The following is a 24,218-nucleotide window of genomic DNA, read 5'->3' on the forward strand; positions in this document are numbered from 1 at the left end:
CGCGACGACAGACACCGCTCGGGGCGAAAAACGCTTGCCCAGCGAGCAAAATCAGGCGATCTTGAAGTCAAGCGGCAGGCCACTTGGAGAATGTCGGTTGATGCGGGTGTTATATTTATCCATGGTATGGAAAACCTGACCCCTCCCGCGTTCGCTTCGTTCAGTTAGCCGCGGCGGACCGCGGGAGTTGGGAGCGTGGTTTGTTTCTGGCCTCAGACAGGACGACGGAAGAGATGCAAGAGAACGACGAGCAACAGCGCAAGGTCGCGGGCGTCGTGAAATGGTTCGATGGCGGCAAGGGCTTCGGTTTCCTGACCGATCCGGATGGTGGTGCCGACATATTGTTGCACGCCAATGTATTGCGCAACTTCGGCCAAAGTTCGGTTGCCGAGGGTTCGCATGTGTCTGCCATGGTCCAAAGCACGCCCCGCGGAATGCAGGCGATCGAAGTCCTTTCGATCGAACCCCCCGCAAGCGAGCCGATGCCGGCGATCGCCGATTTGTGTTCGGCGACCCCCGACGAAGTTGCCAAGCTGCCCCTGCTGCCCGCACGGGTGAAGTGGTTCGACAAGGCCAAGGGGTTCGGCTTTGCCAATGTCTTCGGCCAAAAGGCCGATGTTTTTCTGCATATCGAGGTGCTGCGCCATTCCGGTTTTGCCGATCTTTCGGTCGGTGAGGCGGTTTCGCTGCGCGTCGTGGACGGCCGTCGCGGAATGATGGCTGCGCAGATACTTTCCTGGGAAAGGGCGGCTGCCGAACCGCGCACGGTGCAATCGGGGGGAGCAGCCGCGCTCGCTAAACTGCGGCTGGTCGCGGGCGCGGTATGAAATCGGGGGCTGCGTTGGCTGTAATGGCCGTAGCCCTGGTCGCTAATTCTCAGGCTTTGGCGGCGTCTTGCAAACCGGACCGTGCAATATTCAGCGGATCCGGCAACCAGATCGAATTAACCGTCGAAATCGCCGATGACGATGCCGAGCGCGCGCAGGGCCTGATGTTCCGGCGCGAGCTTCCGGCGAGGCAGGGGATGCTGTTCATCTATGACAGCCCCCGCCCGGTGAGTTTCTGGATGCGCAACACGCTGATCGCGCTGGATATGATATTTATCGACGCGCGCGGCGAGGTCCGCCACGTCCATTCCATGGCCCGTCCGCTGGATGAAACCCCCATTCCCGGTGCCGCACCAAAGGACCCGGCCCCCGAGCGCCTGATGGTGCTTGAGGTCGCCGGCGGCGAGGCCGCGCGGCTTGGGATCGTTCCGGGCATGGCGCTGTCGCATCCGCGTCTGCCGCAGGCGGGGGCGCTTGCGCCCTGCGACTGATGTCCGGGGTTTGGCGCGGGCGGGATCGGGCCGCGTCAGGCCGGACAGGATTGTGCCCGGCCGGGCAGATTCCCCTTTCCCCCCGCCGCATCAGCCGCTAGACAGCCGCAGGTCCGGGGCGTAGCGCAGCCTGGTAGCGCGACGGTTTTGGGTACCGTAGGCCGGAGGTTCGAATCCTCTCGCCCCGACCAGCATTCCAGATCACGGGCCCGACAGATCCCGCCGGCCCTTGATGCGTGCGGTTGGGCCGCTGCCACGGCGCGGCCAAGAAATATCTTGCCGAATCCGCGTGAAATCCTTGCCGCCCCTTGTTCTTTTCCGTCCCGGCCCATAGAAGGCGCCTCGGAAAACGGGTGATGCTGGAGGCATGAAATGCCGCTTCTGGTGATGAAATTTGGCGGCACTTCGGTGGCCGACCTGGACCGCATCAAGAATGCGGCGCAAAAGGTGCAGCGCGAGGTTGATCGCGGCTATGACGTCATCGTCATCGTCAGCGCCATGTCGGGCAAGACCAATGAACTGGTCGGCTGGGTCGAGGCGACCTCGCCCCTGTTCGATGCGCGCGAATATGACGCGGTCGTGGCCTCGGGCGAGAATGTGACGGCCGGGCTGATGGCGCTGACCTTGCAGGAAATGGGTGTTCCGGCGCGCAGCTGGCAGGGCTGGCAGGTGCCGATCAACACCACCGCCCAGCATTCGGCGGCGCGGTTCGTGGATATTCCCCGCGCCAATATTGACCAGAAATTCGTCGAAGGCTTCAAGGTCGCGGTGGTCGCGGGCTTTCAGGGCATCGGCCCGGACGGGCGCATCACCACGCTGGGCCGGGGTGGTTCGGACACCACCGCCGTGGCCTTTGCCGCCGCCTTTGGCGCCGAGCGCTGCGACATCTATACCGATGTGGACGGGGTCTATACGACCGATCCGCGCATCACCTCGAAGGCGCGCAAGCTTGACAAGATCGCGTTTGAGGAAATGCTGGAACTGGCCAGCCTTGGCGCCAAGGTGCTTCAGACCCGCTCGGTCGAGCTGGCCATGCGCTACAAGGTCCGCCTGCGGGTGCTCAGCTCGTTCGAGGATACGGATGAGACCAGCGGCACTCTGGTCTGCGATGAGGATGAAATCATGGAATCGAAAGTCGTCAACGGCGTCGCCTATTCCCGCGAAGAGGCCAAGATCACGCTGGTCACCGTCGAGGACCGTCCCGGCATTTCCGCCGCGATCTTTGCGCCCTTGGCCGATGCCGGCGTGAACGTGGACATGATCGTGCAGAACATCTCGGAGCGCGATTACGAGGATCACCTTGGCGCCGTCACCGACATGACCTTTTCCTGCCCGGTCAATCAGGTCGCCCGCGCCAAAAAGGCGATGGAGGATGCCAAGGCCGCCGGCCAGATCGCCTATGACGAGCTGGTCGTCGACACCGAAGTGGCCAAGGTTTCGGTCGTGGGCATCGGCATGCGCAGCCATGCCGGGGTCGCGGCGCGCATGTTCCGTGCGCTTGCTGATGAAAACATCAACATCAAGGTGATTTCGACCAGCGAGATCAAGATTTCGGTGTTGATCGACCGCAAATATATGGAACTGGCCGTGCAGGCGCTGCATGATGCCTTCGAGTTGGAACGGGTCTGACACAGGCCCAAGCCCTGACGCGGGAGGATCATGCCCGAACGCAAGGACAGCGATTCGCGTAAGCTGCTGCGGCGGCTGCGCGAGACATTGGCAGCCCCCGGCGGCGGTCAGGACCGTCTGGACCAGATCACGCATCACATCGCCGATTCGATGGGAACGCAGGTCTGTTCGATCTATCTTTTCCGGGATCCAGAAACGCTTGAGCTCTGCGCGACCGAGGGGCTGAAGCCGGAATCCGTGCACCAGACCCGCCTGCGTCTGGGCGAGGGGCTGGTGGGCCGCGTGGCCCGGACCGGGCGCTATATGAACACCGCCAATGCCCCCGCCGAGCCGGGCTTTCGCTATATGCCCGAGACCGGCGAAGAGGTGTATCCCAGCTTTCTGGGCCTGCCGATTCAGCGCGTTGGCGAAAAACTGGGCGTGCTGGTGGTCCAGTCCAGCGAGGCGCGCCAGTTCTCGGAAGACGAGGTTTACGGGCTGGAAGTCGTCGCGATGGTGCTGGCCGAGATGGCCGAGCTGGGCGCATTCCTTGGCTCACAGCTGGACGGGATGCCGCTGGCGCATCGCTTTCCGGTCATGCTGCGCGGCGGCACCGGTCAGGAGGGCGCGGCCGAAGGGCGCGTCTGGCTGCATGAGCCGCGCGTCGTGGTCACCAACCCGGTGGGCGAGGATCCGCAAAATGAAAAGGTGCGGCTGAACGAATCCGTCGCCATGCTGCGCACTACGGTCGATTCCATGCTTTCCGCGGCGGATATGGGTGCGGGTGATTCGGCCGAGGTGCTGGAAACCTATCGCATGTTCGCCCATTCCCGCAGCTGGCTCAGGCGCATGGAAGAGGCGATCGATCTTGGCCTGTCGGCCGAGGCGGCCGTGGAAAAGGAACAAAGCCAGGCGCGCGCCCGGCTGGAAAGCGCCGCCGATCCCTATCTGCGCGATCGGCTGCACGATCTGGACGATCTGTCGAACCGGCTTTTGCGCATCCTGACCGGGCAGGGGCGCGATACCGGCGCCGAGATGCCGGAAAATCCGATCCTCGTGGCGCGCAATATCGGGCCGGCCGAATTGCTGGAATATGGGCGCCGCCTGAAAGGTGTGGTGCTGGAAGAGGGCTCGGTCGGAAGCCACGCGGCCATTGTCGCCCGTGCCTTGGCGATTCCGCTGGTCATCCATGCCGAACGCATCATCAGCGAGGCGTTGAACGGCGATCCGATTCTGGTGGATGGCGATACGGGCATCGTCCATCTGCGCCCCGAGGAAAGCGTCACCAAGGCTTTTCACGACAAGATGGCCATGCAGGCCGAGGCCCAGCAACGCTATGCCGGGCTGCGCGACCTGCCCGCCACCGACAAGGCCGGGACCACGATTCAGCTTTACATGAATGCCGGGCTGATGGCCGATCTGCCCAGTCTGGATGGATCGGGCGCCGAAGGGGTGGGGCTGTTTCGCACCGAACTTCAGTTCCTGACCCGCACCCGCGTGCCGCGCCGGGGCGATCTGGCGGCGCTTTACGCGCATGTGCTGGACAGCGCCCATGGCAAGCCGGTGATGTTCCGCACGCTGGATATCGGCTCGGACAAGGTGCTGCCCTATATGAAGCCGCAGGACGAGCCGAACCCCGCAATGGGCTGGCGCGCGATCCGTGTGGGGCTGGACAAGCGCGGCGTCTTGCGGATGCAGTTGCAGGCGCTGATCCGCGCCGCCGTGGGCCGGCCGCTATACGTCATGTTCCCCTTTGTCACCGAGATGGACGAATTCGAGGATGCCCACCGGCTGTTGATGGAGCAATTGGCCCGCGAACAGCGGCTGGGCCATGACATGCCCTCGGATATCCGGGTGGGGGCGATGCTCGAAACGCCCTCGCTGGCCTTTGCGCCGCAGAAATTCTTCGAGATGTGCGATTTCATCTCGGTCGGCGGCAACGATCTCAAACAGTTCTTTTTCGCCGCCGACCGCGAGAATGAGCGCGTGCGCCGCCGTTATGACACTCTCAACAGTTCGTTCATCATGCTGCTGGATCAGATCGTGCGGCGCTGCGATCAGGCGCGGGTGCCGGTGTCCTTTTGTGGCGAGGATGCGGGCCGCCCCATCGAGGCGGTGACCTTTGCCGCGCTGGGGTTCCGGCGGCTGTCCATGCGCCCCGCCTCGATCGGGCCGGTCAAGCATCTGATCCGGCGTGTCGATCTTGGCGGCCTGCGCGAGGTCATCGACCGGGGCATCGCCCAGGGCGAGACGAACCTGCGCCGCAGCGTGACCGAATGGCTGGCGCGTCAGTGACCTGAAGCGCGGCCCAGGTCCGGGGCGCCGCCCTTGATCGGGAAATTCCAGCAATTCCTGTATCTTGCCCGCGATCAGCGGCCCGGGTCGCGGGCTGACGCATTTCCGCAAGCCAACCGGCCGGGTCGAAATTCGCTGCAAAAGGAAAATGGTGCTGTGAGAGAGGATTGAACTCTCGACCTCTCCCTTACCAAGGGAGTGCTCTACCACTGAGCTACCACAGCACTGTGGGCGGGGCTTTAGACCGACTGCGCGCGGCGCGCAAGGGGGCCAAGGGAAAATTTCGCCCTTTCCGACCCGAAAGGCAAACTTGGCGCATCCGGGGCCGGCGCATGCTGGACGCAAGCGTGCAAGATCGCTAACAGGGGGCATGGCGAAACCACCCAGCGATCCCCGGACCGATACACGCGAAGCGCGGCTCAAGGCGGCGCTTCGGGCGAATCTGGCCCGGCGCAAGGCGCAGGGACGCGCCCGCGCCACCGAGGATGCCGCCGAGGATATGGGCGCGCAGACAGGCGGGGATGCCGCCGGGAACGAGCAGAACGGGCACAAGACGCCGCCAAACGGACGCATGCCCGAAAATGAGGGTTAGATGGATCAGATCATCGTAAGGGGCAACGGCCCGCTGCACGGCGAAATTCCGATTGCCGGAGCCAAGAATGCCTGCCTGACGCTTATGCCGGCGACGCTTTTGACCGATCAGCCGCTGACGCTGACCAATGCGCCGCGGCTCTCGGATATCCGCACCATGACCGATCTTCTGCGCTCGCTCGGGGCCGAGGTCGCCAGTTTGCAGGACGGTCAGGTGCTGGCGCTGTCCAGCCACGACCTGAACAACCACACCGCCGACTACGACATCGTGCGCAAGATGCGGGCCTCGATTCTGGTGCTGGGGCCGATGCTGGCGCGGGACGGTCATGCGATCGTCTCGCTGCCCGGCGGCTGCGCGATTGGGGCGCGGCCGGTGGACCTGCATCTGCGGGCGCTTGAGGCGATGGGAGTCGAGCTTGACCTGCGCGACGGCTATGTCCATGCCAAGGCGCCGGCGGGCGGGCTCAAGGGCGCGGTCATCGACTTTCCGCTGGTTTCGGTCGGGGCGACCGAAAACGCGCTGATGGCGGCGACGCTGGCGCGTGGCACCACGATCATCAAGAACGCCGCGCGCGAGCCCGAGATCGTCGATCTGGCGCAATGCCTGCGCCGCATGGGCGCCCATATCGAGGGCGAGGGCACATCGACCATCACCATCGAAGGCGTGCGCTCGCTGGGCGGCGCCACCCATCCGGTGGTCACCGACCGGATCGAGCTGGGCACCTATATGCTGGCCCCGGCCATCTGCGGCGGCGAGGTCGAATGCCTTGGCGGCCGGATCGACCTTTTGGCGGCCTTTTGCGAAAAACTCGACGCGGCCGGCGTCAGCGTGACCGAGACGGATCGCGGCCTGAAAGTGTCGCGCAAGAACGGCCGCGTGCGTGCCGTCGATGTGGTGACCGAACCCTTCCCGGGCTTTCCCACCGACCTCCAGGCGCAGATGATGGCGCTTCTGTGCACGGCCGAGGGCACCTCGGTGCTTGAGGAAAAGATCTTCGAGAACCGCTTCATGCATGCCCCCGAACTGACCCGCATGGGCGCGCGGATCGAGGTCCATGGCGGCCATGCCACCGTCCATGGCGTCGGCAAGCTGCGCGGCGCGCCGGTCATGGCGACCGATCTGCGCGCTTCGGTCAGCCTGATCCTGGCCGGGCTCGCGGCCGAGGGCGAGACCATCGTCAGCCGCGTCTATCACCTTGATCGCGGTTATGAAAAAGTGGTGCGCAAGCTGCGCGGCATCGGCGCCGATATCGAGCGCATCAAAGAGGAGCACCCCGATGAGTGACGCGCGTTTCGCGGATGCCGATCCCGCCCCTCTGGCCCTGATGGCCGGGGATGCCGAGGATCTGACGGTGATTTCGGCATTGGCGCAGGATGCGGTGCTGTCGGTGACGGATATCGGCTATGACCCGCGCCATCGGCAACTGGCCCTGCTGCTCAACCGTTTCCGCTGGGAGGATGCCGATCACGCCCGCCGCGAGGGGCGCCCCTATGAACGCGTCCGCGCCGTCTTGCTGGTATCAGATGTGCAAAAGGTGCAAAGCGACGGCATCGACCGCCACGACACCGATCTGATCCTTGAGCTTCTGGCGCTGAACTGGCAGCCGGGCGAGGACGGCACCGGCCGGCTACTTTTGGAATTTGCCGGCGACGGGACGCTTGCGGTCGAGGCGGAATGCCTCAATGTCGAGCTGCGCGACGTCACGCGCCCCTATATCGCGCCGTCGCGCAAGGCGCCGCAGCATCCCGAAACCTGAAACGGGGGCGCTGCGTCGATGCCGGAAAAAGAATGGATATTTAAGTGAAGAAGAAACCCGGCCCCGGGGTCTCGCCTGCCGCTTTCTTCTTCATCCAAATATCCATCCGCGGCAGTGCGGTCCGGGCGGGATCATCGCATGCTCTGGCCGGTACTTCGCCGCTTGAGCGGCTCGGGCGCAGTCGCTAACAAGGTTCAATCATTCCGAGTCCGCCATGCCGATCTTTCTTTCGACCGCCCAATCCGACTTCGATGCCCGCTTCGCCGAGATGCTCTCGATGAAACGAGAGGATGCGGCGGATGTGAATGACGTCGTGACTGCGATCATCGGGGATGTGCGCGATCGGGGCGATGCGGCGCTGGTCGAGTTGACGGCGCGCTTCGACCGGCTGGATCTGACCCCGGACCGGCTGGCATTTTCCGCCGACGAGATCGCGGCCGCGACCGCCGGCGTTTCTGCCGGGGATCGGGCGGCGCTCGCCATGGCCGCCGACCGGATCCGTGCCTATCACGCCCGTCAATTGCCCGAGGATCTGCAATGGACGGATCCCGAGGGGGCGACCCTGGGCTGGCGCTGGACGCCGGTTTCGGCGGCCGGACTTTATGTTCCGGGCGGGCAGGCCAGCTACCCGTCATCCGTCCTGATGAATGCGATTCCGGCGCGGGTTGCGGGGGTCGAGCGGCTGGTCATCTGTGTGCCGACGCCGGATAATGTAGTCAATCCGTTGGTTTTGCTGGCGGCTGAGCTTGCCGGGGTCGATGAAATCTATCGCATCGGCGGCGCACAGGCTATCGCGGCCATGGCTTACGGGACCGACACCATCCGGCCGGTCGACAAGATCACCGGCCCGGGCAATGCCTATGTCGCCGCGGCGAAACGCCATGTGTTTGGCCGCGTCGGCATCGACATGATCGCCGGCCCCTCCGAGGTGCTGATCATCGCCGAGGGGGCGCAGAATCCCGAATGGCTGGCGCTGGATCTGCTCGCGCAGGCCGAACATGACGCCGATGCGCAATCCATCCTGATCACCCCCGATGCGGATCTGGCGCGCGCGGTTGTGGCCGAGGTTGAGCGGATCTTGCCCGGCCTGCCACGGGCGGCGGTCGCCGGTGCCAGCTGGCGCGACTATGGCACGGTGATCGTGACCCGCGACCTGAACGAGGCGGCGGCGCTTTCGGACCGCATCGCACCAGAGCATCTTGAGCTTTGCGTCGACGATCCCGAAGCGCTGGCGCAAAAGACGCGCCATGCCGGCGCGATCTTTCTGGGCGGCTGGACGCCCGAGGCGGTTGGCGATTACGTCAGCGGGCCGAACCATGTCCTGCCGACGGCGCGCTCGGCGCGGTTTTCCTCGGGGCTGTCGGTGATGGATTTTCTCAAGCGCACGACGCTGGCGCGGCTGACGCCGGCGGCCTTGGGGGCGATCGGGCCGGCGGCGGTGCGATTGGCCGCATCCGAAGGCCTGTCGGCGCATGGGCTTTCGGTTTCGGCGCGGCTCGGGGCTTTGAATGGGGGTAGGGATGAAGGGTAACGCCAGAAATCGCATCGGCCGGATCGACATTGACGACAGCGCCCTGCCGCCGCCAACCCCCGAAATGGAGCAGGATCGCCGCGTCGCGGTCTTTGACCTGCTCGAAGACAACAGCTTCAACCTGCCCGGCCGCGAGGGGCAGCCCGCGCCACAGGGGCCCTATGCGCTGGCGCTGGCCATTCGCGACAAGCGGCTGGTTTTCGACATCGCGACCGAGGACGGCCAGAAGGTGGCCGAATTCCACCTGTCGCTGGGCCCGTTCCGGCAGACGGTCAAGGACTACTTCCAGATCTGCGCCAGCTATTTCGACGCGGTCAAACGCCTGCCGCCGGCCCAGATCGAGGCGATCGACATGGCCCGGCGCGGCATCCACAATGAGGGCGCCCGCACCCTGCAAGAGCGCCTTGAGGGCAAGGCCGAGGTCGATATCGACACGGCACGCCGGCTTTTCACCCTGATCTGCGCCCTGGTTCAGGAGTGATTCGTGGCCGGACCGATCCCGAACTCGGTGCTTTTCTGCTGCGATCACAACGCCATCCGGTCCCCGATGGCCGAAGGGATGATGAAAAAATTCTATGGTCGCGCCGCCTATGTGCAATCGGCGGGGGTCAAGAATGACATGGAGATCGACGGTTTCGCCGTGGCCGTCTGTCAGGAAATCGGGGTCGAGCTGTCCACGCACCGGTCACGTTCGTTCGAGGAAATGCACGATTGGGGCGACGATCTGGGCAGTTTCGACCTGATCGTGGCGCTGTCGCCTGCCAGCCAGCGGATGGCGCTGGAACTGACGCGGGTGGCGCATCTGGATGTCGAATACTGGCCGATCATGGACCCCGCCGGGCTGGCCGAGGGGCGCGAGGCCAAGTTGAACCTTTATCGCGGCGTGCGCGATCAGATCCGCAAGCGGATGATCGAACGTTTTGGCGAGCCGGGCGAAAACTGAAGCGGCGCTAACGAAATCTTAGACTCTTGCTGCGATTGTGCCGGAAATCCTTCTTGGAGTTCTCGGATGTCGGATATCCAGCTTCTACGTCACGATCTGGAATGGGCCATGCAGGCGATCCGCACCCATGATGCGGTGCTGATCCTTGATCTGGCCGGAAATATCGTGGCCGCGAACCAAAGCTATCTGCGCCTGTGCGGATATCAGCGCGATGAAATCGTCGGTCGTCCTGTGGGCATTCTGCTGGACCGGTTTGAGCGCTGTCCCGAACGGCTGGGCCGAATGCTGGACGTGTCGGCCGGCTGCGACCACCGAATCCATGGCCTTGGCCAGATTTCCAAGGCCGGTCGGCATTTCCGCGTCGATGCCCGCATCTGCCCGATTCGCGACGATCAGGACGATATATGCCTGAATGTCCTGTTCATGAGCGAAACGGTCGAGGAAGAGGGGCCGCTGCGCGCCATTGCTCCGAAACTGCCCGCCTCGGGGGCCGAGATCATTCAGCTTCCGGCCTCGCGGCCGGTGCCTGCGCTGGCGGATTGGGCATTGGCGGCGGGGTATGGTGGTGTGACCTTTCGGTCAAGTCGCTAGATCCTGCCTGCATATCCGGGCGGTTTGGCTGCCTTTGCCGGGGGTGTCCGACGCCATGCCTGCGCCCAGTCGGTAGATGCCGCGCTGTTCGATGTCATGCGCCCGAGGTCGGGACGCTGATGTTGGGCCAAACAGTGCCGGGATAAGTGATACTGGCCAAACACTTTTGGCCATCCGGTGCCGGGCCTGCGGATGTCTGGTCGAGCCATGCGGCGCCCGCGATGTCCCACCGCCCCATGGCGCGGTGACGCCGTGGGGGCAGGGGCCAGATGTCGAGTCGGGATTGATCCGGTCTATGCCTTGGCGGGGTGCGACCGGCTCAGACCACAATGGCCGCACCTTCCGTCGCTGGGCTGACATGAGCGCGGAACGCCGCGAACAGCTCGCGACCCAACCCTTCCGAAGAGGCTGCGGGATCATGTTTCTCTGGGATGCGGGTTTCAAAATCGGGGGCCAGACAGGTGATGGTCCCGTTGACCGCATCCAGCCGGATCAGATCGCCATCGCGTACCCGCGCCAAAGGTCCGCCCTTTGCCGCCTCGGGCGAGATATGGATCGCGGCCGGCACCTTGCCCGAGGCCCCGGACATGCGCCCATCGGTGACCAGCGCGACGCGCAACCCGCGATCCTGCAACACGGCCAGCGTCGGGGTCAGCGAATGCAATTCGGGCATGCCATTGGCGCTTGGGCCCTGAAAGCGGACGACGACGACGGTGTCGGCGGTGAACTCACCCGCCTTGAAGGCGGCCTTGACCTGTTCCTGATCGGAAAAGACGCGGGCGGGGGCCTCGATGATATGCCGTTCGGGGGCGACGGCGGACACCTTGATGACGCCACGCCCCAGATTGCCATTCAGCTGTTTCAGCCCGCCGGTCGGGGCAAATGGATCGCTGGCCGGGCGCAGGATCTTGTCGTTCAGCGTTTCGCGCGCGCCCTCGACCCATTCGATGCGGCCGTCGCGCAGCTTTGGCTCATTGACATATTCCCCAAGCCCACCGCCTGCGATGGTGCGCACATCCTCATGCAGAAGGCCGGCTTCAAGCAGGCGGCCGATCATGAAGCCAAGCCCCCCGGCAGCATGGAAATGGTTCACATCCGCCAGCCCGTTCGGATAGACCCGCGCCATCAGGGGCACGTTCTCCGACAGGTCGTGGAAATCCTCGAGGTCCAGGATCACCCCCGCCGCCCGCGCCATCGCCGGCAGGTGCAGCACCAGGTTGGTCGAGCCGCCGGTCGCCATCAAGCCCACGATGCCGTTCACAAAGGCGCGTTCGTCCAGAACCTCGCCCGCCGGCAGATAGCTGTTGCCCAGCCGGGTGATGGCGGCGGCGCGCTGAACGGCGGCGGTGGTCAGCGCATCGCGCAGCGGCGTATTCGGGTTCACGAAGCTGGACCCCGGCAGATGCAGCCCCATGAACTCCATCAGCATCTGGTTGGTGTTCGCGGTCCCGTAAAAGGTACAGGTTCCCGCACCATGATAGCTGGCCATTTCGGCCGCCATCAGCGCGTCGCGGCCGACCTCGCCGGTGGCGAATTTCTGGCGCACCTTGGATTTTTCGTCATTGGGCAGGCCCGAGGTCATCGGTCCGGCCGGCACAAAGACCGCCGGGATATGGCCAAAGGTTGCGGCCGCGATGATCAGCCCCGGCACGATCTTGTCGCAGACGCCCAGATAAAGCGCCGCGTCGAACGTGTCATGGGACAGCGCCACACCCGAAGCGAGCGCGATCACATCGCGCGAAAACAGCGACAGTTCCATCCCCGGACGGCCTTGTGTCACCCCGTCGCACATCGCTGGAACCCCGCCCGCGACCTGCACGGTTGCCCCCGCCCCATGCGCCGCCCGCCGGATCAGGTCGGGATAGCGTTCATAGGGCTGATGCGCCGACAGCATGTCATTATAGGCGGTGACGATGCCGATATTGGGTTTGCGCGTACCGACCAGATCGTCCTTGTCGGGCATGGCGGCATAGGCATGCGCCTGGTTGCCGCAGGACAGATGCGCGCGGCGCGGACCGTCCTCGGCCTGGCGCGCGATCTTGGCCAGATAGGCGGCACGGCTTTCGATGGAACGGGCGCGAATGCGGTCGGTCACTCGGTCGATGATGGCGTGCAGGGGCATGGCTCGCTTTCTCCTTTGCGGGAAATCTACCATGTTAGCGTTAACAATGCAACGCCCGCGCTCTTGCCCGCAGCCTCTGGGCATGGCAATCCTGCACCGTTTTGCACGAGGCCCGCCATGACCGTCGATCTGCCCATTATCCGTTTGCGTCCAAAGACCAAGCCGCAGGCGATCCGCCACGGCTTTCCCTGGGTTTTCGCCGATGAGGTGGTGACGGACCGCCGCACCCGGGCGCTGCGCCCCGGCGGTTTCGCCGTGCTCGAGGATGCGGAACGCCGGCCGCTGGCCCTGGTCACCGTCAATCCCGAATCGCGCATCATTGCCCGGGTGATGGATCCCGACCCCGAGGCGGTGATCGGGCGCGAATGGATTGCCGCGCGCCTGCGCCGGGCGCTGGCATTGCGCGAACGGCTGTTCGACCGGCCCTTTTACCGGCTGGTTCACGCCGAGGCGGACGGCCTGCCCGGCACCATCATCGACCGTTTCGGCGATGCCGCCGTCATCCAGCCCAATGCTGCATGGGCCGAACACATGATCGCCGACATCGCCGACGCGCTGCGCGAGGTCACGGGCGTGTCCACCGTGGTCCTGAACGGGCAGGGCCGTGCACGCGCGCTCGAGGGGCTGGACGAACGTACCGAAATCCTGTCCGGCGCGCTGTCCGGCCCGGTCGAGGTGCCGATGAATGGCGCGATCTATCTGGCCGATCTGGCGCATGGCCAGAAGACGGGCCTGTTTTACGACCAGCGGCCGAATCATGCCTTTGGCCAGCGTCTGGCACAGGGGGCGCGGGTGCTGGACGTGTTTTCCCATGTCGGCGGTTTCGGGTTGGCCGCGCTGGCCGCCGGCGCCACGCATGCGACCTGTGTCGATGGCTCGGCCCCGGCCCTGGAACTGGCGCGGGGTGGGGCCAGGGCGATGGGCGCCGAGGCGCGGCTGACCACCCGACAGGGCGATGCCTTCGCCCAGCTTGAGGCGCTGGCCGAAGAGGGGGCGCAATTCGATCTGGTGATCTGTGACCCGCCGGCATTCGCGCCCTCGAAACAGGCGCTTGAGGCGGGCTTGCGCGCCTATGAACGCGTGGCGCGGCTGGCTGCGCCGCTGGTGGCACCGGGCGGTTATCTTGGCCTGTGTTCGTGCAGCCATGCCGCCGATCTCTCTGCGTTCCGCAATGCCAGCGCGCGCGGCATCGGTCGGGGCGGCCGGCGGATGCAGTTGATCCATACCGGGCAGGCCGGCCCCGATCACCCGACATTGCCGCAGCTGGCCGAAACCGGCTATCTCAAGGCGCTGTTCTTCCGGCTGGACGGATGAGGGCGGTACTGGACGCCTGTGTCCTCTATCCCACCGTTTTGCGCGAAATTCTGGCGGATGCGGCGGGGGCGGGGCTTTATATGCCGGTCTGGTCGGCGCGCATTCTGGACGAATGGCGCCACGCCGCCGCGCGCCAGGGGCTGGATGCAGGGGCCGAAATCGCGCTGCTTCGCGACCGCTTTCCCCAAGCCCTGACGGCGGCGGATGCCGATGCGGCGGGGCTGGACCTGCCCGATCCCGCCGATCGCCATGTGGTCGAGGCCGCGCTGGCCGCCGGCGCCCCGGTCATCGTCACCGCCAATCTGCGCGATTTTCCGCGCGGCGCATTGGCGGCGGTGGGGGTGCGGGCGATCCATCCCGATGAATTCCTGCGCGATCTGTTTCTGGCGGCCCCGCAGCCGATTCTCGCCGCCATCGAGGCCACGCTGCGCCGTGCCGAGGCCGCCGGAGGCCGGATGACGCGGGCCGAGCTGTTGCGCCGCGCCCGCCTGCCGCGTCTGGCCAAGTCCATCGCGCGCCTTTCGGATGACGAAAGCCCCGCGCGCCACCCTACCGAGAACTGAAAATCGCCCATGACAGGATCGCAGGACTTGATGTTAACGCTAACATCGGATAACCGCGTGGTGAGCCACGAGGAGACAGCCATGGTTTCACGCACCATTCCGGTCGAGGATTTCGATCTGGTGATCTTCGGTGCGACGGGCGATCTTGCCCGGCGCAAGATCGTGCCCGGCCTTTATCGCCGTTTTGTCGCCGGTCAGATGCCCGAACAGGCCCAGATCATCGGCGCCGCCCGCACCCAACAGGACGATGACGCGTTTCGCGCCGAAATGCGGGGCGCGATCCTGGAATTCATCGGCCCGGATCAGGATGAGGCACAGCTTTCCGCCTTTCTGCAACGGCTCTATTACGTTGCCATCGACGCGCGCGGCACCGGCGGTTGGGCCGAGCTCAAGGCCAGGATGCGTCCGGGCGTCGTGCATGCGTTCTATTTCTCGGTTGCGCCGTCGCTGTTTGGCGATATCGCCGAACGGCTGGCCGAAAACGGCATCGCCGATTCCGAAAGCCGCATCGTGGTCGAAAAGCCCTTTGGCCGCGATCTGGCCACTGCGCGGGCGCTGAACGCCACGCTGGCGCGGCATTTCACCGAAAATCAGATCTATCGGATCGACCATTATCTGGGCAAGGAAACCGTCCAGAACCTGATGGCGGTGCGTTTCGCCAATATCCTGTTCGAGCCGCTCTGGAACGCGCAATATGTCGATCACGTCCAGATCACCGTGGCCGAGACGGTCGGCGTGGGCGGGCGCGGCGAATATTACGACAATTCCGGCGCCATCCGCGACATGGTTCAGAACCACATGATGCAGCTTCTGTGCCTGATCGCGATGGAGCCGCCCTATCATTTCGACCCGAACGCGGTGCGTGACGAAAAGCTCAAGGTGATCCGCGCGCTTGAGCCCGTCTCGGTCGAGGATATCGTGCGCGGGCAATATGTGGCCGGCCCCGACGGTCCGGGCTATCTCGACGATGCCGGCAATCCGGCGTCGCGCACGGAAAGCTTTGTCGCGCTCAAGGTGCAGATCGCGAACTGGCGCTGGACGGGGACGCCGTTTTACCTGCGCACCGGCAAGCGTTTGCGCGCCCGCACCAGCGAGATCGTGATCACCTTCAAGGAGCCGCCGCATTCGATCTTTGACGATGGCGACACCCACAAGGCCAATCAGCTGGTCATCAAGCTGCAACCCAATGAGGGCATGAATCTCACGGTGATGATCAAGGAACCCGGACCGGGGGGCATGCGTCTTGTTCAGGTGCCGCTGGACATGAGCTTTGCCGATGCTCTGGGCGCCGAGGGGACCGACATGCCCGATGCCTATGAACGCCTGATCATGGACGTGATCCGCGGCAACCAGACGCTGTTCATGCGCGGCGACGAGCTTGAGGCCGCCTGGGCCTGGACCGATCCGATCATCTCGGCATGGGAAACGGGCAGCAAGCGTCCCGAACCCTATGATCCCGGCTCCAGCGGCCCCGAAGAGGCGCTGCGCCTGCTGCATCGCGACAACCGGCGTTGGAGGGAGATCCGGGCATGACACTGGAATTCGTCGAATATCCCGACCGCGAAATGCTGGCCATGGCGCTGGCCAACCGGCTGGTGGGCGAGCTGGCCCAGCATCTGCGGGTCAGCGACAGCGCCAGCCTTTGCGTGCCCGGCGGCACCACCCCGGCCCCGGTCTATGAAATGCTTTCGGGCAGCGAACTGGAATGGCCCCGCGTCACCGTCTTCCTGAACGACGAACGCTGGGTCGATGGCGATCATCCGCGCTCGAACAGCCGGCTGCTGCATCGCCACCTGCTGCGCGACAAGGCGCAGGCGGCCCGGTATATCGATCTTTATACCGGTGATGCGACCCCCGAACAGGCGGTGCCCACCCTGACCGAGACGCTGGTTCCGCATCTGCCGATCACCGTGCTTTTGCTGGGCATGGGGGCGGATATGCACACGGCCAGCCTGTTTCCGGCGGCCTCGGAAACGGTGATGGCGCTGGCGGGCGATGCGCCCCCGGTGATGGCCATCAACAGCGTCAAGGACGAGCCGCGCATCACCCTGACCGCGCCGGCCTTGCGCAATGCGCTGAACACGCATCTTCTGATTACCGGCGCCGACAAACGCGAGGCCCTGGAACGGGCGCAAAAGCTTGATCCGACCGAGGCGCCGATCCGTGAATTCCTGGGCGACATCACCGTACATTGGGCGGAATGACATGAGCGATATCTGGACCAGACTGCGCGACCACCGCAAATCGCAGGGCGATCTGCGCATCGAGACGCTGTTTCGCGATGACGGCACGCGCGCCGAAACTTGTGCGACCCATGCCGACGGGCTGGTCCTCGACTGGTCCAAGACCCTGATCGACGAAGGGGCCTTGCGCCTGCTTCTGGAACTGGCCGCGCCTGTGCACGCGCGCCGCGACGCTATGTTCGCCGGCCAGCGCATCAACGAGACCGAGGACCGCGCCGTCCTGCACACCGCGCTGCGCAATCTGGGTGACAGCGTGGTGGTCGATGGCCATGACGTCATGCCCGAGGTGCGCCGCACCCATCAGCGCATGGCCGATTTCGCCGAAGATCTGCGCGCGGGCCGGTTCACCGGACAGGGCGGGCGCATCACCGATGTGGTCAATATCGGCATCGGCGGCTCGGATCTGGGGCCGGCCATGGCGGCGCGGGCGCTTTCGCCCTATCACGACGGGCCGCGGGTGCATTTCGTCTCGAATGTGGACGGCGCCGATATCGCCGATACGTTGCGCGACCTGAACCCGGAAACCACGCTGGTCATCGTCGCCTCGAAAACCTTCACCACCATCGAGACGATGACCAATGCCCAGACCGCGCGCGACTGGATGGCGCGCAAGGTCGCGAACCCGGCCGCGCAATTCGCCGCGCTGTCTTCGGCGCAGGACAAGACCGGCGCATGGGGCATCGACGCCAGCCGCGTCTTCGGCTTCGAGGATTGGGTCGGCGGGCGCTATTCCATGTGGGGTCCGATCGGTCTTTCGCTGATGATCGCCATCGGCCCGGGGAATTTCGACCGCTTCCTTGCCGGCGGTGCCGCCATGGACCGCCATTTCCGCGACGCTCCCCTTCACAAGAACCTGCCGGTCCTGCTGGCGCTGGTCGGCATCTGGCATCATCAGATCTGCGGCTATGCCACCCGCGCGGTGCTGCCCTATGACAACCGTCTGGCGCGGCTGCCGGCCTATCTGCAACAGCTGGAAATGGAATCGAACGGCAAGGGCGTGGCCATGGACGGCCAAAGCCTGACCCTGCCCTCGGGCCCTGTCGTCTGGGGCGAGCCGGGCACCAACGGCCAGCATGCGTTCTATCAGCTGATCCACCAGGGCACGGCGGTTGTGCCTTGCGAATTCATCCTTGCCGCGCGCGGCCATGAACCCGATCTGGCCCATCAACACCTGCTCCTGGTCGCGAATTGCCTCGCCCAGTCCGAGGCCCTGATGCGCGGCCGTTCCCTCGATGAGGCCCGCGCCCTGATGCAGGCCAAGGGCCTGACGGGGACCGAGTTGGAGCGCCAGGCGCGCCACCGCGTCTTCCCCGGCAACCGCCCCTCGACCACGCTGCTGATCACCCAGCTGACCCCCTATACGCTGGGCCAGATCGTGGCGCTTTACGAACACCGCGTCTTTGCCGAGGGCGCGATTCTGGGCATCAACAGCTTCGACCAATGGGGGGTCGAACTGGGCAAGGAACTGGCGCTGAAGGTCGCGCCGCTGCTCGAAGGCAAGCCCGCCCCCGGCCACGACCCTTCGACCCTGCATCTGGCGCATCTGGTGCGGGAATTGCGCCGCGCCTGAATTCTTCCATGTTCAAATATCCAAAGGGCGGCGCAACCGGCGCCGCCCTTTGCCATTCATCTCATCCGCATCCGCGCCAATCACCCCGTACGCATCCGCGTCAGTCACTCAGCGCGCATTCGCGCCAATCACCCCGCGCGCATTCGCGCGACACGCCGATCCATGACCTGCCGCCACAGGGCCGGCACCGTCGCGATCGCCCCCATCACCGGCAGCGAATAGGGCAGCATGGGACGCGGCGCCGCCTCGCGATCCAGCCGCAGACCCGGATAGGGGCGGGCGGGATGGGCGTGGTGATCCGAATGCCGTGGCGCGTTCACCATCATGAGCGAGGACAGGAAATGCGGCGCGTCCCAGCTGTGGCGCGGCCCGACCGGCTCATGCCGGCCATCCTCGCGCAGGCGCCGCGACAGCCCGTAATGCTGGACATAGTCGGACAGCATCAGCTGCATCTGCGCATAAAGACAGAGGATCAGATACCAGCCCAGGCCCGCACCGCCATAGACCGCGAACACCGCCAGACAGCAGAGCGCCGCCCCCCCCAACCAGATCAGATAGGGGTTTTTTCGTCCCGGCCGGGTGGCGGACAGGGCCTGCTCGGCCGCAAGCCCGGCCCGGAACGACCCGATCCAGGCGCGGGGAAAGAACTGCCAGAAGCTTTCGCCCAGCCGCGCCGTATTGGGATCCAGCGGCGTCGCCACATGGCGATGATGGACCAGCCGATGCGCCGATGTGTGATGCCCGAAAAGCAGGCTGACATAAACCGCCGCCCCAAGCCGGAAAAGCCCGCGCGAACCGCGATGGATCAGCTCATGCGCGTTGGAATTCGACACTTGCCCAAAGAACATGCCCAATCCCAGAACCAGCCCGATCTGCGCCGGCAAACCCAATTCGCCGCCGCTCAACGCGCCCAGCCCGGCGATCAACAGCACGAAATGCAGCGCCGCCAGCACCAGCGACAGCCCATCGGTGCCGGCGGGCGCGGGGGTATCGCCGGGATCCGGGAAACCGCGCGCGATCACCGTATCGACGATCTGGCTTGCGCCCCCCATCCAGATCAGCGCGGTCCAGATCCAGCCCCCGCCCCATAAACAGGCGGCCAAAAGCAACAGCCCCGGCAAAAGCGCGAAAAGCGCGAATGCGGGGATCGTGGCCGGACGGTCGAAAGGATCAGGCATGGCGCACCGCTTTTTCCTGTCCCTTAGCCTGATTTTCCGCCTCTTGCCACCTTCGGGTGAAATCGCGGATTGACGCGCGGGCCGTCTGGGTTAGCCTCGTCGCCGCGACAGGAAAGGGCAGAGCATGGATGTGATTGGAAAGCTGACCGAAATCATTGGCGGCGTAATGGTGATGATGCGACGCAAGGACGCACCGAAAACGCCCGCATTCGGCGCCGCCCCGACCATCCCCGAGGCCCGCCAACAGGGGATCATGACGCTCAAGATGCCGACCGCGCGCGGCTGGCACGGCGATGAGGCGCCGACCCCCGCGCCGGGCCTGCGCGTGAATGCCTTTGCCCGCGATTTGCAGCATCCGCGCTGGATCGAGGTTCTGCCCAATGGCGATGTGCTGGTGGCCGAGGCCTTGCAAGAGGATCGCGCCCCGCGTTCGCTGATGGATCACGCGATGATCTCGACCATGCGCCGCGCGCGCGCGGTGGGGCACAGCGCCAATCGCATCAGCCTTTGGCGCGACAGCAATGGCGACGGCGTGGCCGAAACCCGCGAGCTGTTTCTAGAAGGCCAAAACCAGCCCTTTGGCATGGCGCTGGTCGACGGGCGTTTCTATGTCGGCAATACCGACGGCATTGTCGCCTTCGACTATGAACCCGGGGCCTCGCGGCTGAGCGGCGCGGGCGAGCGGCTGGTTTCGTTCCAGCCAGGCGGGCACTGGACGCGCAGCCTGATCGTGTCGCCCGACCGCAAGCGGATCTATGCGGGCGTCGGCTCGCTGTCCAATATCGCCGACGAGGGGATGCAGGTCGAAAAAGGTCGTGCCGCGATCTGGGAACTGGATCTGGAAACCGGACAGGCGCGCGTCTTTGCCGATGGGTTGCGCAATCCCGTGGGCCTTGCCTGGGAACCCGTGACCGGGGCGCTGTGGACGGTGGTCAACGAGCGCGACGGTCTGGGCGACGAGACGCCGCCCGATTACCTGACCTCGGTGCAGGAGGGCGGCTTTTATGGCTGGCCCTATTCCTATTGGGGCGGCACGGTCGACGACCGGGTGCCGCAGGACGCGGCGCTGGTCGCCCGCGCGATCACGCCCGATTATGCCCTGGGCGGGCATACCGCCTCGCTGGGCCTGTGCTGGATGCCCGAGGGCACCTTGCCCGGCTTTCCCGATGGCATGGTGATCGGCCAGCACGGATCGTGGAACCGCTCGACGCTGTCCGGCTACAAGCTGATTTTCGTGCCGTTCCGCGATGGCCGCCCAAGCGGGCCGTCGCGCGACATCCTGACCGGTTTCCTGTCCCCGGACGAGAAATTCTCATATGGCCGCCCGGTCGGTGTGGCGGTGGGGCCGGATGGCAAGTCGCTGCTGATGGCCGATGACGTGGGCGATGTGATCTGGCGCGTCAGCGCCGCCTAAAGGCGGTCAAAGACGGACCCCATGCGCGGCGCGAACAGCCGTTCATAGGTTTTCAACAGATAGGTATCGGTCATGCCGGCGACGTAATCGCAGATGGTGCGGGGATCGCCGGTTTCAGCATGGCGATCCCGCCAGCTCAGCGGCAACAGGCGTTCGGGATCCGATTGCAGCGCCTCGAACACGGCCAGAACCATGGCCTGACCCTTGAATTCCAGCTGCTGGACCTCGGGGCTGCGGATCACGTTCCTGAAGATGAAACTTTTCAGCGCCGCAAGAAACCGCGCCGGCGCCTCGGGCAGAATGGCGCGGTGGCGCAGCAGCGGCGTGTCGAACCCCTCGTCAGTAACAAGGCGGATGCTGGCGATGAAGTGGTGGACCAGCGCGCCGATCATCGCCTTGCGTTCATGCGAGGGACCGAAAAGCGCCGCCACGATCCGCTCATGGGGCAGATCGAAAGAGGCGCTGATCTCGGGCGGGACGGCCTGTCGAAAGGCATCGGCGGTGACGATCCTGAGGCCGATCGCATCCTCAAGGTCATGGACGCCATAGGCAATGTCATCGGCCACGTCCATGATGCTGCAATCCAGGGATTTGTGCAGTGTTTTCGAGTGCTTGCCCGAAGTTTCGCGAATTTCCGCAAAACGCAGCCGCTCATTGTGATGCAGTGGCGCTAGCACCCAGCCAACCACGCCCGTCTCGGTATCAAGATGGCATTTGGGCGGCGTCGAGGCGCCGACATCCAGCATATGCAGGACCGAGCCGCCGGCATGCAGCGCGGGCCTTTGTCCCGGATTCATCAGCCGCGAATAGGGGGCGGGGTATTTCAGCACGCCCAGCAGGCTGCGCCGCGTCAGGTTCAGCCCCGGCTGTGGCGTGGCATCGACTGGACCGCTGAGGATGCGCAGGGTCTGGCCGTTGCCCTCGAAGCCGCCGGCATCGCGCATGCAGTAATTCAGCGCCACCTCGCCGCCATGGCCAAAGGGCGGGTGGCCCAGATCATGGGCGCAGGCGATAGCCTGAATCAGGCTGCGACCGGGCAGGGCGGCGGCTGCCGGATGGTCGGGAAAGCGGCCGGCCAGTTGCAGCACGACCCCGCCGGCAATCTGGGCGACCTCCATCGAATGGGTCAGGCGGGTGCGATAGAAATCGCTGTCGCCCAGATTGAGGATCTGGGTCTTGCCCTGAAGGCGCCGGAAATAGGCCGAATGGATGACGCGCGCGTAATCGACATCGCCATCGTCGCGCAGATCGTCCGCCACCCGCCGCCGCGGTTCGCGCCGCGCAAGCCAGGCCGGATCTAGAACCACTGGCCGGGCTCCATCAATCCGAAATCCATCAGCTGCTGCGAATTCCAGCGGAAGGGATGCGAATTGCGCCAGGTGAAATTGCGGATATGCCCGCGCGAACCCGGATTGCGCGCCAGCGCCTTGGCCGCGCGGAACGACGCGGTGGCGGCGGTCAGGTTATGGTGCCAGGGACAGGAATAGGTGTTGTATTCCTCGTCGTTCATGCGGTGATCGGACAAAAGCCGCAGCCCCGGCTGGGTGCGGAACAGCGCGATCCGGTCGATGCGGCGCTTGTCCTGGGGCATGTGCTCTTCGAACCGCCAGCGCAGGCCGCCGTGGAAATCCAGCTGGCGTTCCTTGTGGTGGCCGTCGCGGTCCAGCCGCCCCAGCGCGTAATAGCCGGTGCGGTCGAACATCGCCTCGCTCATGCTGACGGCATCGGGGAAGCGTTGCAGATCGGGCGCATAAAGATCGATGACATAGGTCAGCATGGCCCGGCGCCGTTCCTCGGCGTGAAAGGCCAGCATCTCGCCGACGCCGCGATGTTCCGAGAAAGGATAGAACAGGAATTCGGCATTATAGCCGTAGTAGAGCCAGGTATCGGGCGGCACCGCGTCGATCACGGCATTGACCGCCGTCACATGCGCATTTCCCAGCCGCGAATTATGGATCAGGTTGATGATCCGCTCGTCCGGTTCCTTGGGCAAAAGGTGGTTGGGCAGGGGTTCGGGCGACAGCGCCAGCACCACCTTGAACCCCGCGTTCAGGTGATGCTCAAGCGTGCGGGCCACGGCGGCCTCGTCCTCGATCAGCAGGATCGCGATCGGCCCCTTGGCCAGCCGCTGACGCGAGGTTTTCAGGAATTCGGCAAGCGTGGGCACGGTCATTGCAGCGCCGCCCGGTATTTGGCCAGCGCGGCGTCCAGCTTGCTTGGATCCAGGGCGGCTGCGTCCAGAAGTTGCAGGATTTCGGCCTTGGTCTCGGCCGACATGCTGCGCGAGGATTCGATCACGTCGCGCATCTTTTCGGTATCGACAAAGGCCGGGGCGGCGGGGTCTGTGGCCTCGCCCGCGATGGCCTGGGCCGCGGCTTCGCCGGCGGCGCGGGTGGCGGCCGCCGCGTCCCGGGCGGCTTCGCCTGCGCTTTGGGCGGCGGCATCGGCCTGGGCTGCGGGGGCGTTCGCGGCCTCGGCGGCGTCGCGGGCGGCGATGGCGGCGGCGGCAATCGCGGCACCGGCTCCGATTTCGGCCTGTCCTGCGGCGGCGGTGGCGGGATGTTCGGGGCTGGCATGTTCCGGGGTGGCGGGATGGTCCTGGACCGCGCCGGCCGCCTCGGCCGCGACATCGGCGGCAATGGCGGCCGCGTCCGCCGCCGCATCGGCGGCCATGCCCGCCTTGGTTTCGGCATCGGTCGCCGCCTCTGACGCGGCGTTTTCAGCCGCCGGGTCCGGGGTCGCGTTCGGGGCCGCGTTCGGCGCCGGAACAGCGGCCGGTTCGCCCGGTGCTTGCATCGGCATGCCGCGTTCTTTCCAGAACCAGCCGGCCGCGATGGCGGCGGCCAGAACCGCGATCAGGACAAGGGATTTGCGCATCTTCGCTCCGGGGGCAGGCAGGACGGATTGCGGGGTATATGCCACGCCAAAGCCAAAGGGGAAAGCGCCGGAAGCTATCCTTCGCACAGGATTGATCGCGCCCCGATCAACCTTTGCGCGATCCGGGCATCCCCGGCCGGCCGATCGGTGCGTCACATCCGAATCCGGTTGAAAATCCGCCGTTTCGGCACTAACTAACCCTGCGAAACACCGGCAATACAAGGAAGACAGCCATAGCCCGCAGACCGCACAACGCTCCGCCCACCCGTGACACCGGCCCCCGCGTCAATGAACGCATCCGCG

Annotated in this window: 22 protein-coding genes and 2 tRNA genes; 18 read left to right on the forward strand and 6 right to left on the reverse strand. The window is 65.3% G+C overall.

All coding sequences use genetic code 11. The features are described from left to right. Positions 1-233 precede the first annotated feature (233 nt). From ACFOMH_RS12480 to ptsP, 5 genes are all read left to right on the forward strand, one after another. On the forward strand, positions 234-827 hold the full coding sequence (locus ACFOMH_RS12480; RefSeq protein ID WP_374423113.1) for a cold-shock protein: 594 nt from the start codon (positions 234-236) through the stop codon (positions 825-827). Between the two features lie 56 nt (positions 828-883). Further along, positions 884-1,318, forward strand: a complete 435-nt coding sequence (locus tag ACFOMH_RS12485) for a DUF192 domain-containing protein (protein ID WP_377744842.1) — start codon at positions 884-886, stop codon at positions 1,316-1,318. A gap of 114 nt (positions 1,319-1,432) precedes the next feature. After that, positions 1,433-1,509, forward strand: a tRNA-Pro gene (locus ACFOMH_RS12490). A 181-nt stretch (positions 1,510-1,690) separates the two neighbouring features. Next, positions 1,691-2,947: an aspartate kinase gene (locus ACFOMH_RS12495; protein ID WP_374423114.1), complete on the forward strand. Its 1,257-nt coding sequence runs from the start codon at positions 1,691-1,693 to the stop codon at positions 2,945-2,947. A 30-nt stretch (positions 2,948-2,977) separates the two neighbouring features. Then, positions 2,978-5,221 carry a phosphoenolpyruvate--protein phosphotransferase gene (gene ptsP, locus ACFOMH_RS12500; RefSeq protein WP_377744844.1) on the forward strand — a complete coding sequence of 748 codons (2,244 nt, stop codon included), beginning with the start codon at positions 2,978-2,980 and terminating at the stop codon, positions 5,219-5,221. A gap of 149 nt (positions 5,222-5,370) precedes the next feature. Here ptsP and ACFOMH_RS12505 read toward each other — a convergent pair. Then, positions 5,371-5,445, reverse strand: a tRNA-Thr gene (locus tag ACFOMH_RS12505). Positions 5,446-5,591: 146 nt separating this feature from the next. Between ACFOMH_RS12505 and ACFOMH_RS12510 the strand changes: the two genes are divergently transcribed. From ACFOMH_RS12510 to ACFOMH_RS12540, 7 genes are all read left to right on the forward strand, one after another. Then, positions 5,592-5,813 carry a hypothetical protein gene (locus ACFOMH_RS12510; RefSeq protein WP_377744845.1) on the forward strand — a complete coding sequence of 74 codons (222 nt, stop codon included), beginning with the start codon at positions 5,592-5,594 and terminating at the stop codon, positions 5,811-5,813. Continuing rightward, positions 5,814-7,097 carry a UDP-N-acetylglucosamine 1-carboxyvinyltransferase gene (gene murA, locus ACFOMH_RS12515; RefSeq protein ID WP_374423121.1) on the forward strand — a complete coding sequence of 428 codons (1,284 nt, stop codon included), beginning with the start codon at positions 5,814-5,816 and terminating at the stop codon, positions 7,095-7,097. After that, a complete protein-coding gene (locus ACFOMH_RS12520; RefSeq protein WP_374423123.1) occupies positions 7,090-7,569 on the forward strand; it encodes a DUF2948 family protein in 480 nt (159 codons plus the stop codon). Before murA ends, ACFOMH_RS12520 begins: the two co-directional genes overlap by 8 nt. A gap of 214 nt (positions 7,570-7,783) precedes the next feature. After that, complete coding sequence (gene hisD, locus ACFOMH_RS12525) at positions 7,784-9,100, forward strand: histidinol dehydrogenase (protein ID WP_377744848.1); 1,317 nt, start codon at positions 7,784-7,786, stop codon at positions 9,098-9,100. Next, positions 9,090-9,581 (forward strand): UPF0262 family protein, encoded by a 492-nt coding sequence (locus ACFOMH_RS12530; protein ID WP_377744850.1) that lies wholly within the window; start codon positions 9,090-9,092, stop codon positions 9,579-9,581. Before hisD ends, ACFOMH_RS12530 begins: the two co-directional genes overlap by 11 nt. Before the next feature lie 3 nt (positions 9,582-9,584). Further along, entirely contained in the window at positions 9,585-10,043 is a 459-nt protein-coding gene (locus ACFOMH_RS12535) for an arsenate-mycothiol transferase ArsC (RefSeq protein WP_374423129.1), read from the forward strand. A 66-nt stretch (positions 10,044-10,109) separates the two neighbouring features. After that, positions 10,110-10,634, forward strand: a complete 525-nt coding sequence (locus tag ACFOMH_RS12540) for a PAS domain-containing protein (RefSeq protein WP_374423131.1) — start codon at positions 10,110-10,112, stop codon at positions 10,632-10,634. 319 nt (positions 10,635-10,953) lie between these two features. On the opposite strand, the gene edd is transcribed toward ACFOMH_RS12540, so the two are convergent. Further along, positions 10,954-12,756 carry a phosphogluconate dehydratase gene (gene edd / locus ACFOMH_RS12545; RefSeq protein ID WP_377744851.1) on the reverse strand — a complete coding sequence of 601 codons (1,803 nt, stop codon included), beginning with the start codon at positions 12,754-12,756 and terminating at the stop codon, positions 10,954-10,956. 117 nt (positions 12,757-12,873) lie between these two features. On the opposite strand from edd, the gene ACFOMH_RS12550 reads away from it, so the two are divergent. The 5 genes from ACFOMH_RS12550 (at position 12,874) to pgi (ending at position 18,446) form a co-directional block, all read left to right on the forward strand. Next, complete coding sequence (locus ACFOMH_RS12550; RefSeq protein WP_377744852.1) at positions 12,874-14,070, forward strand: RSP_2647 family RNA methyltransferase; 1,197 nt, start codon at positions 12,874-12,876, stop codon at positions 14,068-14,070. Continuing rightward, complete coding sequence (locus ACFOMH_RS12555) at positions 14,067-14,633, forward strand: RSP_2648 family PIN domain-containing protein (RefSeq protein WP_377744854.1); 567 nt, start codon at positions 14,067-14,069, stop codon at positions 14,631-14,633. Before ACFOMH_RS12550 ends, ACFOMH_RS12555 begins: the two co-directional genes overlap by 4 nt. A gap of 81 nt (positions 14,634-14,714) precedes the next feature. Next, entirely contained in the window at positions 14,715-16,166 is a 1,452-nt protein-coding gene (gene zwf / locus ACFOMH_RS12560; RefSeq protein ID WP_377744856.1) for a glucose-6-phosphate dehydrogenase, read from the forward strand. After that, entirely contained in the window at positions 16,163-16,837 is a 675-nt protein-coding gene (gene pgl / locus ACFOMH_RS12565; RefSeq protein ID WP_377744858.1) for a 6-phosphogluconolactonase, read from the forward strand. The genes zwf and pgl overlap by 4 nt, the downstream gene beginning before the upstream one ends. Position 16,838: 1 nt before the next feature. Further along, positions 16,839-18,446, forward strand: a complete 1,608-nt coding sequence (pgi, locus tag ACFOMH_RS12570; protein ID WP_377744860.1) for a glucose-6-phosphate isomerase — start codon at positions 16,839-16,841, stop codon at positions 18,444-18,446. A 128-nt stretch (positions 18,447-18,574) separates the two neighbouring features. Here the strand turns inward: pgi and ACFOMH_RS12575 are convergent, their stop codons facing one another. Next, positions 18,575-19,624, reverse strand: a complete 1,050-nt coding sequence (locus ACFOMH_RS12575) for an alkane 1-monooxygenase (protein ID WP_377744861.1) — start codon at positions 19,622-19,624, stop codon at positions 18,575-18,577. A 124-nt stretch (positions 19,625-19,748) separates the two neighbouring features. Between ACFOMH_RS12575 and ACFOMH_RS12580 the strand changes: the two genes are divergently transcribed. Next, positions 19,749-21,038 carry a PQQ-dependent sugar dehydrogenase gene (locus tag ACFOMH_RS12580; protein ID WP_377744862.1) on the forward strand — a complete coding sequence of 430 codons (1,290 nt, stop codon included), beginning with the start codon at positions 19,749-19,751 and terminating at the stop codon, positions 21,036-21,038. On the opposite strand, the gene ACFOMH_RS12585 is transcribed toward ACFOMH_RS12580, so the two are convergent. The 3 genes from ACFOMH_RS12585 to ACFOMH_RS12595 are packed head-to-tail and all read right to left on the reverse strand — an operon-like array spanning position 21,035 to position 23,915. Beyond that, a complete protein-coding gene (locus ACFOMH_RS12585) occupies positions 21,035-22,345 on the reverse strand; it encodes an anti-phage deoxyguanosine triphosphatase (RefSeq protein WP_377744864.1) in 1,311 nt (436 codons plus the stop codon). The genes ACFOMH_RS12580 and ACFOMH_RS12585 overlap by 4 nt on opposite strands. Continuing rightward, complete coding sequence (locus ACFOMH_RS12590; protein WP_374423149.1) at positions 22,336-23,211, reverse strand: glycosyltransferase family 2 protein; 876 nt, start codon at positions 23,209-23,211, stop codon at positions 22,336-22,338. The genes ACFOMH_RS12585 and ACFOMH_RS12590 overlap by 10 nt, the downstream gene beginning before the upstream one ends. Continuing rightward, the gene (locus ACFOMH_RS12595) at positions 23,208-23,915 is read right to left on the reverse strand and encodes a hypothetical protein (RefSeq protein ID WP_377744865.1); all 708 of its coding nucleotides are present in this window, start codon (positions 23,913-23,915) and stop codon (positions 23,208-23,210) included. Before ACFOMH_RS12595 ends, ACFOMH_RS12590 begins: the two co-directional genes overlap by 4 nt. Positions 23,916-24,218 lie beyond the last annotated feature (303 nt).

The organism is Paracoccus mangrovi, assembly GCF_042648425.1.
GTDB classification, from domain to species: domain Bacteria; phylum Pseudomonadota; class Alphaproteobacteria; order Rhodobacterales; family Rhodobacteraceae; genus Paracoccus; species Paracoccus mangrovi.

Excerpts from the sequence above, each read along its gene's own strand:
- ACFOMH_RS12480 (WP_374423113.1), top strand. The coding sequence starts at position 234 with ATGCAAGAGAACGACGAGCAACAGCGCAAGGTCGCGGGCGTCGTGAAA.
- ACFOMH_RS12495 (WP_374423114.1), top strand. The coding sequence starts at position 1,691 with ATGCCGCTTCTGGTGATGAAATTTGGCGGCACTTCGGTGGCCGACCTG.
- ptsP (WP_377744844.1), top strand. The coding sequence starts at position 2,978 with ATGCCCGAACGCAAGGACAGCGATTCGCGTAAGCTGCTGCGGCGGCTG.
- ACFOMH_RS12510 (WP_377744845.1), top strand. The coding sequence starts at position 5,592 with ATGGCGAAACCACCCAGCGATCCCCGGACCGATACACGCGAAGCGCGG.
- murA (WP_374423121.1), top strand. The coding sequence starts at position 5,814 with ATGGATCAGATCATCGTAAGGGGCAACGGCCCGCTGCACGGCGAAATT.
- ACFOMH_RS12520 (WP_374423123.1), top strand. The coding sequence starts at position 7,090 with ATGAGTGACGCGCGTTTCGCGGATGCCGATCCCGCCCCTCTGGCCCTG.
- hisD (WP_377744848.1), top strand. The coding sequence starts at position 7,784 with ATGCCGATCTTTCTTTCGACCGCCCAATCCGACTTCGATGCCCGCTTC.
- ACFOMH_RS12530 (WP_377744850.1), top strand. The coding sequence starts at position 9,090 with ATGAAGGGTAACGCCAGAAATCGCATCGGCCGGATCGACATTGACGAC.
- ACFOMH_RS12540 (WP_374423131.1), top strand. The coding sequence starts at position 10,110 with ATGTCGGATATCCAGCTTCTACGTCACGATCTGGAATGGGCCATGCAG.
- edd (WP_377744851.1), bottom strand. The coding sequence starts at position 12,756 with ATGCCCCTGCACGCCATCATCGACCGAGTGACCGACCGCATTCGCGCC.
- ACFOMH_RS12550 (WP_377744852.1), top strand. The coding sequence starts at position 12,874 with ATGACCGTCGATCTGCCCATTATCCGTTTGCGTCCAAAGACCAAGCCG.
- ACFOMH_RS12555 (WP_377744854.1), top strand. The coding sequence starts at position 14,067 with ATGAGGGCGGTACTGGACGCCTGTGTCCTCTATCCCACCGTTTTGCGC.
- zwf (WP_377744856.1), top strand. The coding sequence starts at position 14,715 with ATGGTTTCACGCACCATTCCGGTCGAGGATTTCGATCTGGTGATCTTC.
- pgl (WP_377744858.1), top strand. The coding sequence starts at position 16,163 with ATGACACTGGAATTCGTCGAATATCCCGACCGCGAAATGCTGGCCATG.
- pgi (WP_377744860.1), top strand. The coding sequence starts at position 16,839 with ATGAGCGATATCTGGACCAGACTGCGCGACCACCGCAAATCGCAGGGC.
- ACFOMH_RS12575 (WP_377744861.1), bottom strand. The coding sequence starts at position 19,624 with ATGCCTGATCCTTTCGACCGTCCGGCCACGATCCCCGCATTCGCGCTT.
- ACFOMH_RS12580 (WP_377744862.1), top strand. The coding sequence starts at position 19,749 with ATGGATGTGATTGGAAAGCTGACCGAAATCATTGGCGGCGTAATGGTG.
- ACFOMH_RS12590 (WP_374423149.1), bottom strand. The coding sequence starts at position 23,211 with ATGACCGTGCCCACGCTTGCCGAATTCCTGAAAACCTCGCGTCAGCGG.
- ACFOMH_RS12595 (WP_377744865.1), bottom strand. The coding sequence starts at position 23,915 with ATGCGCAAATCCCTTGTCCTGATCGCGGTTCTGGCCGCCGCCATCGCG.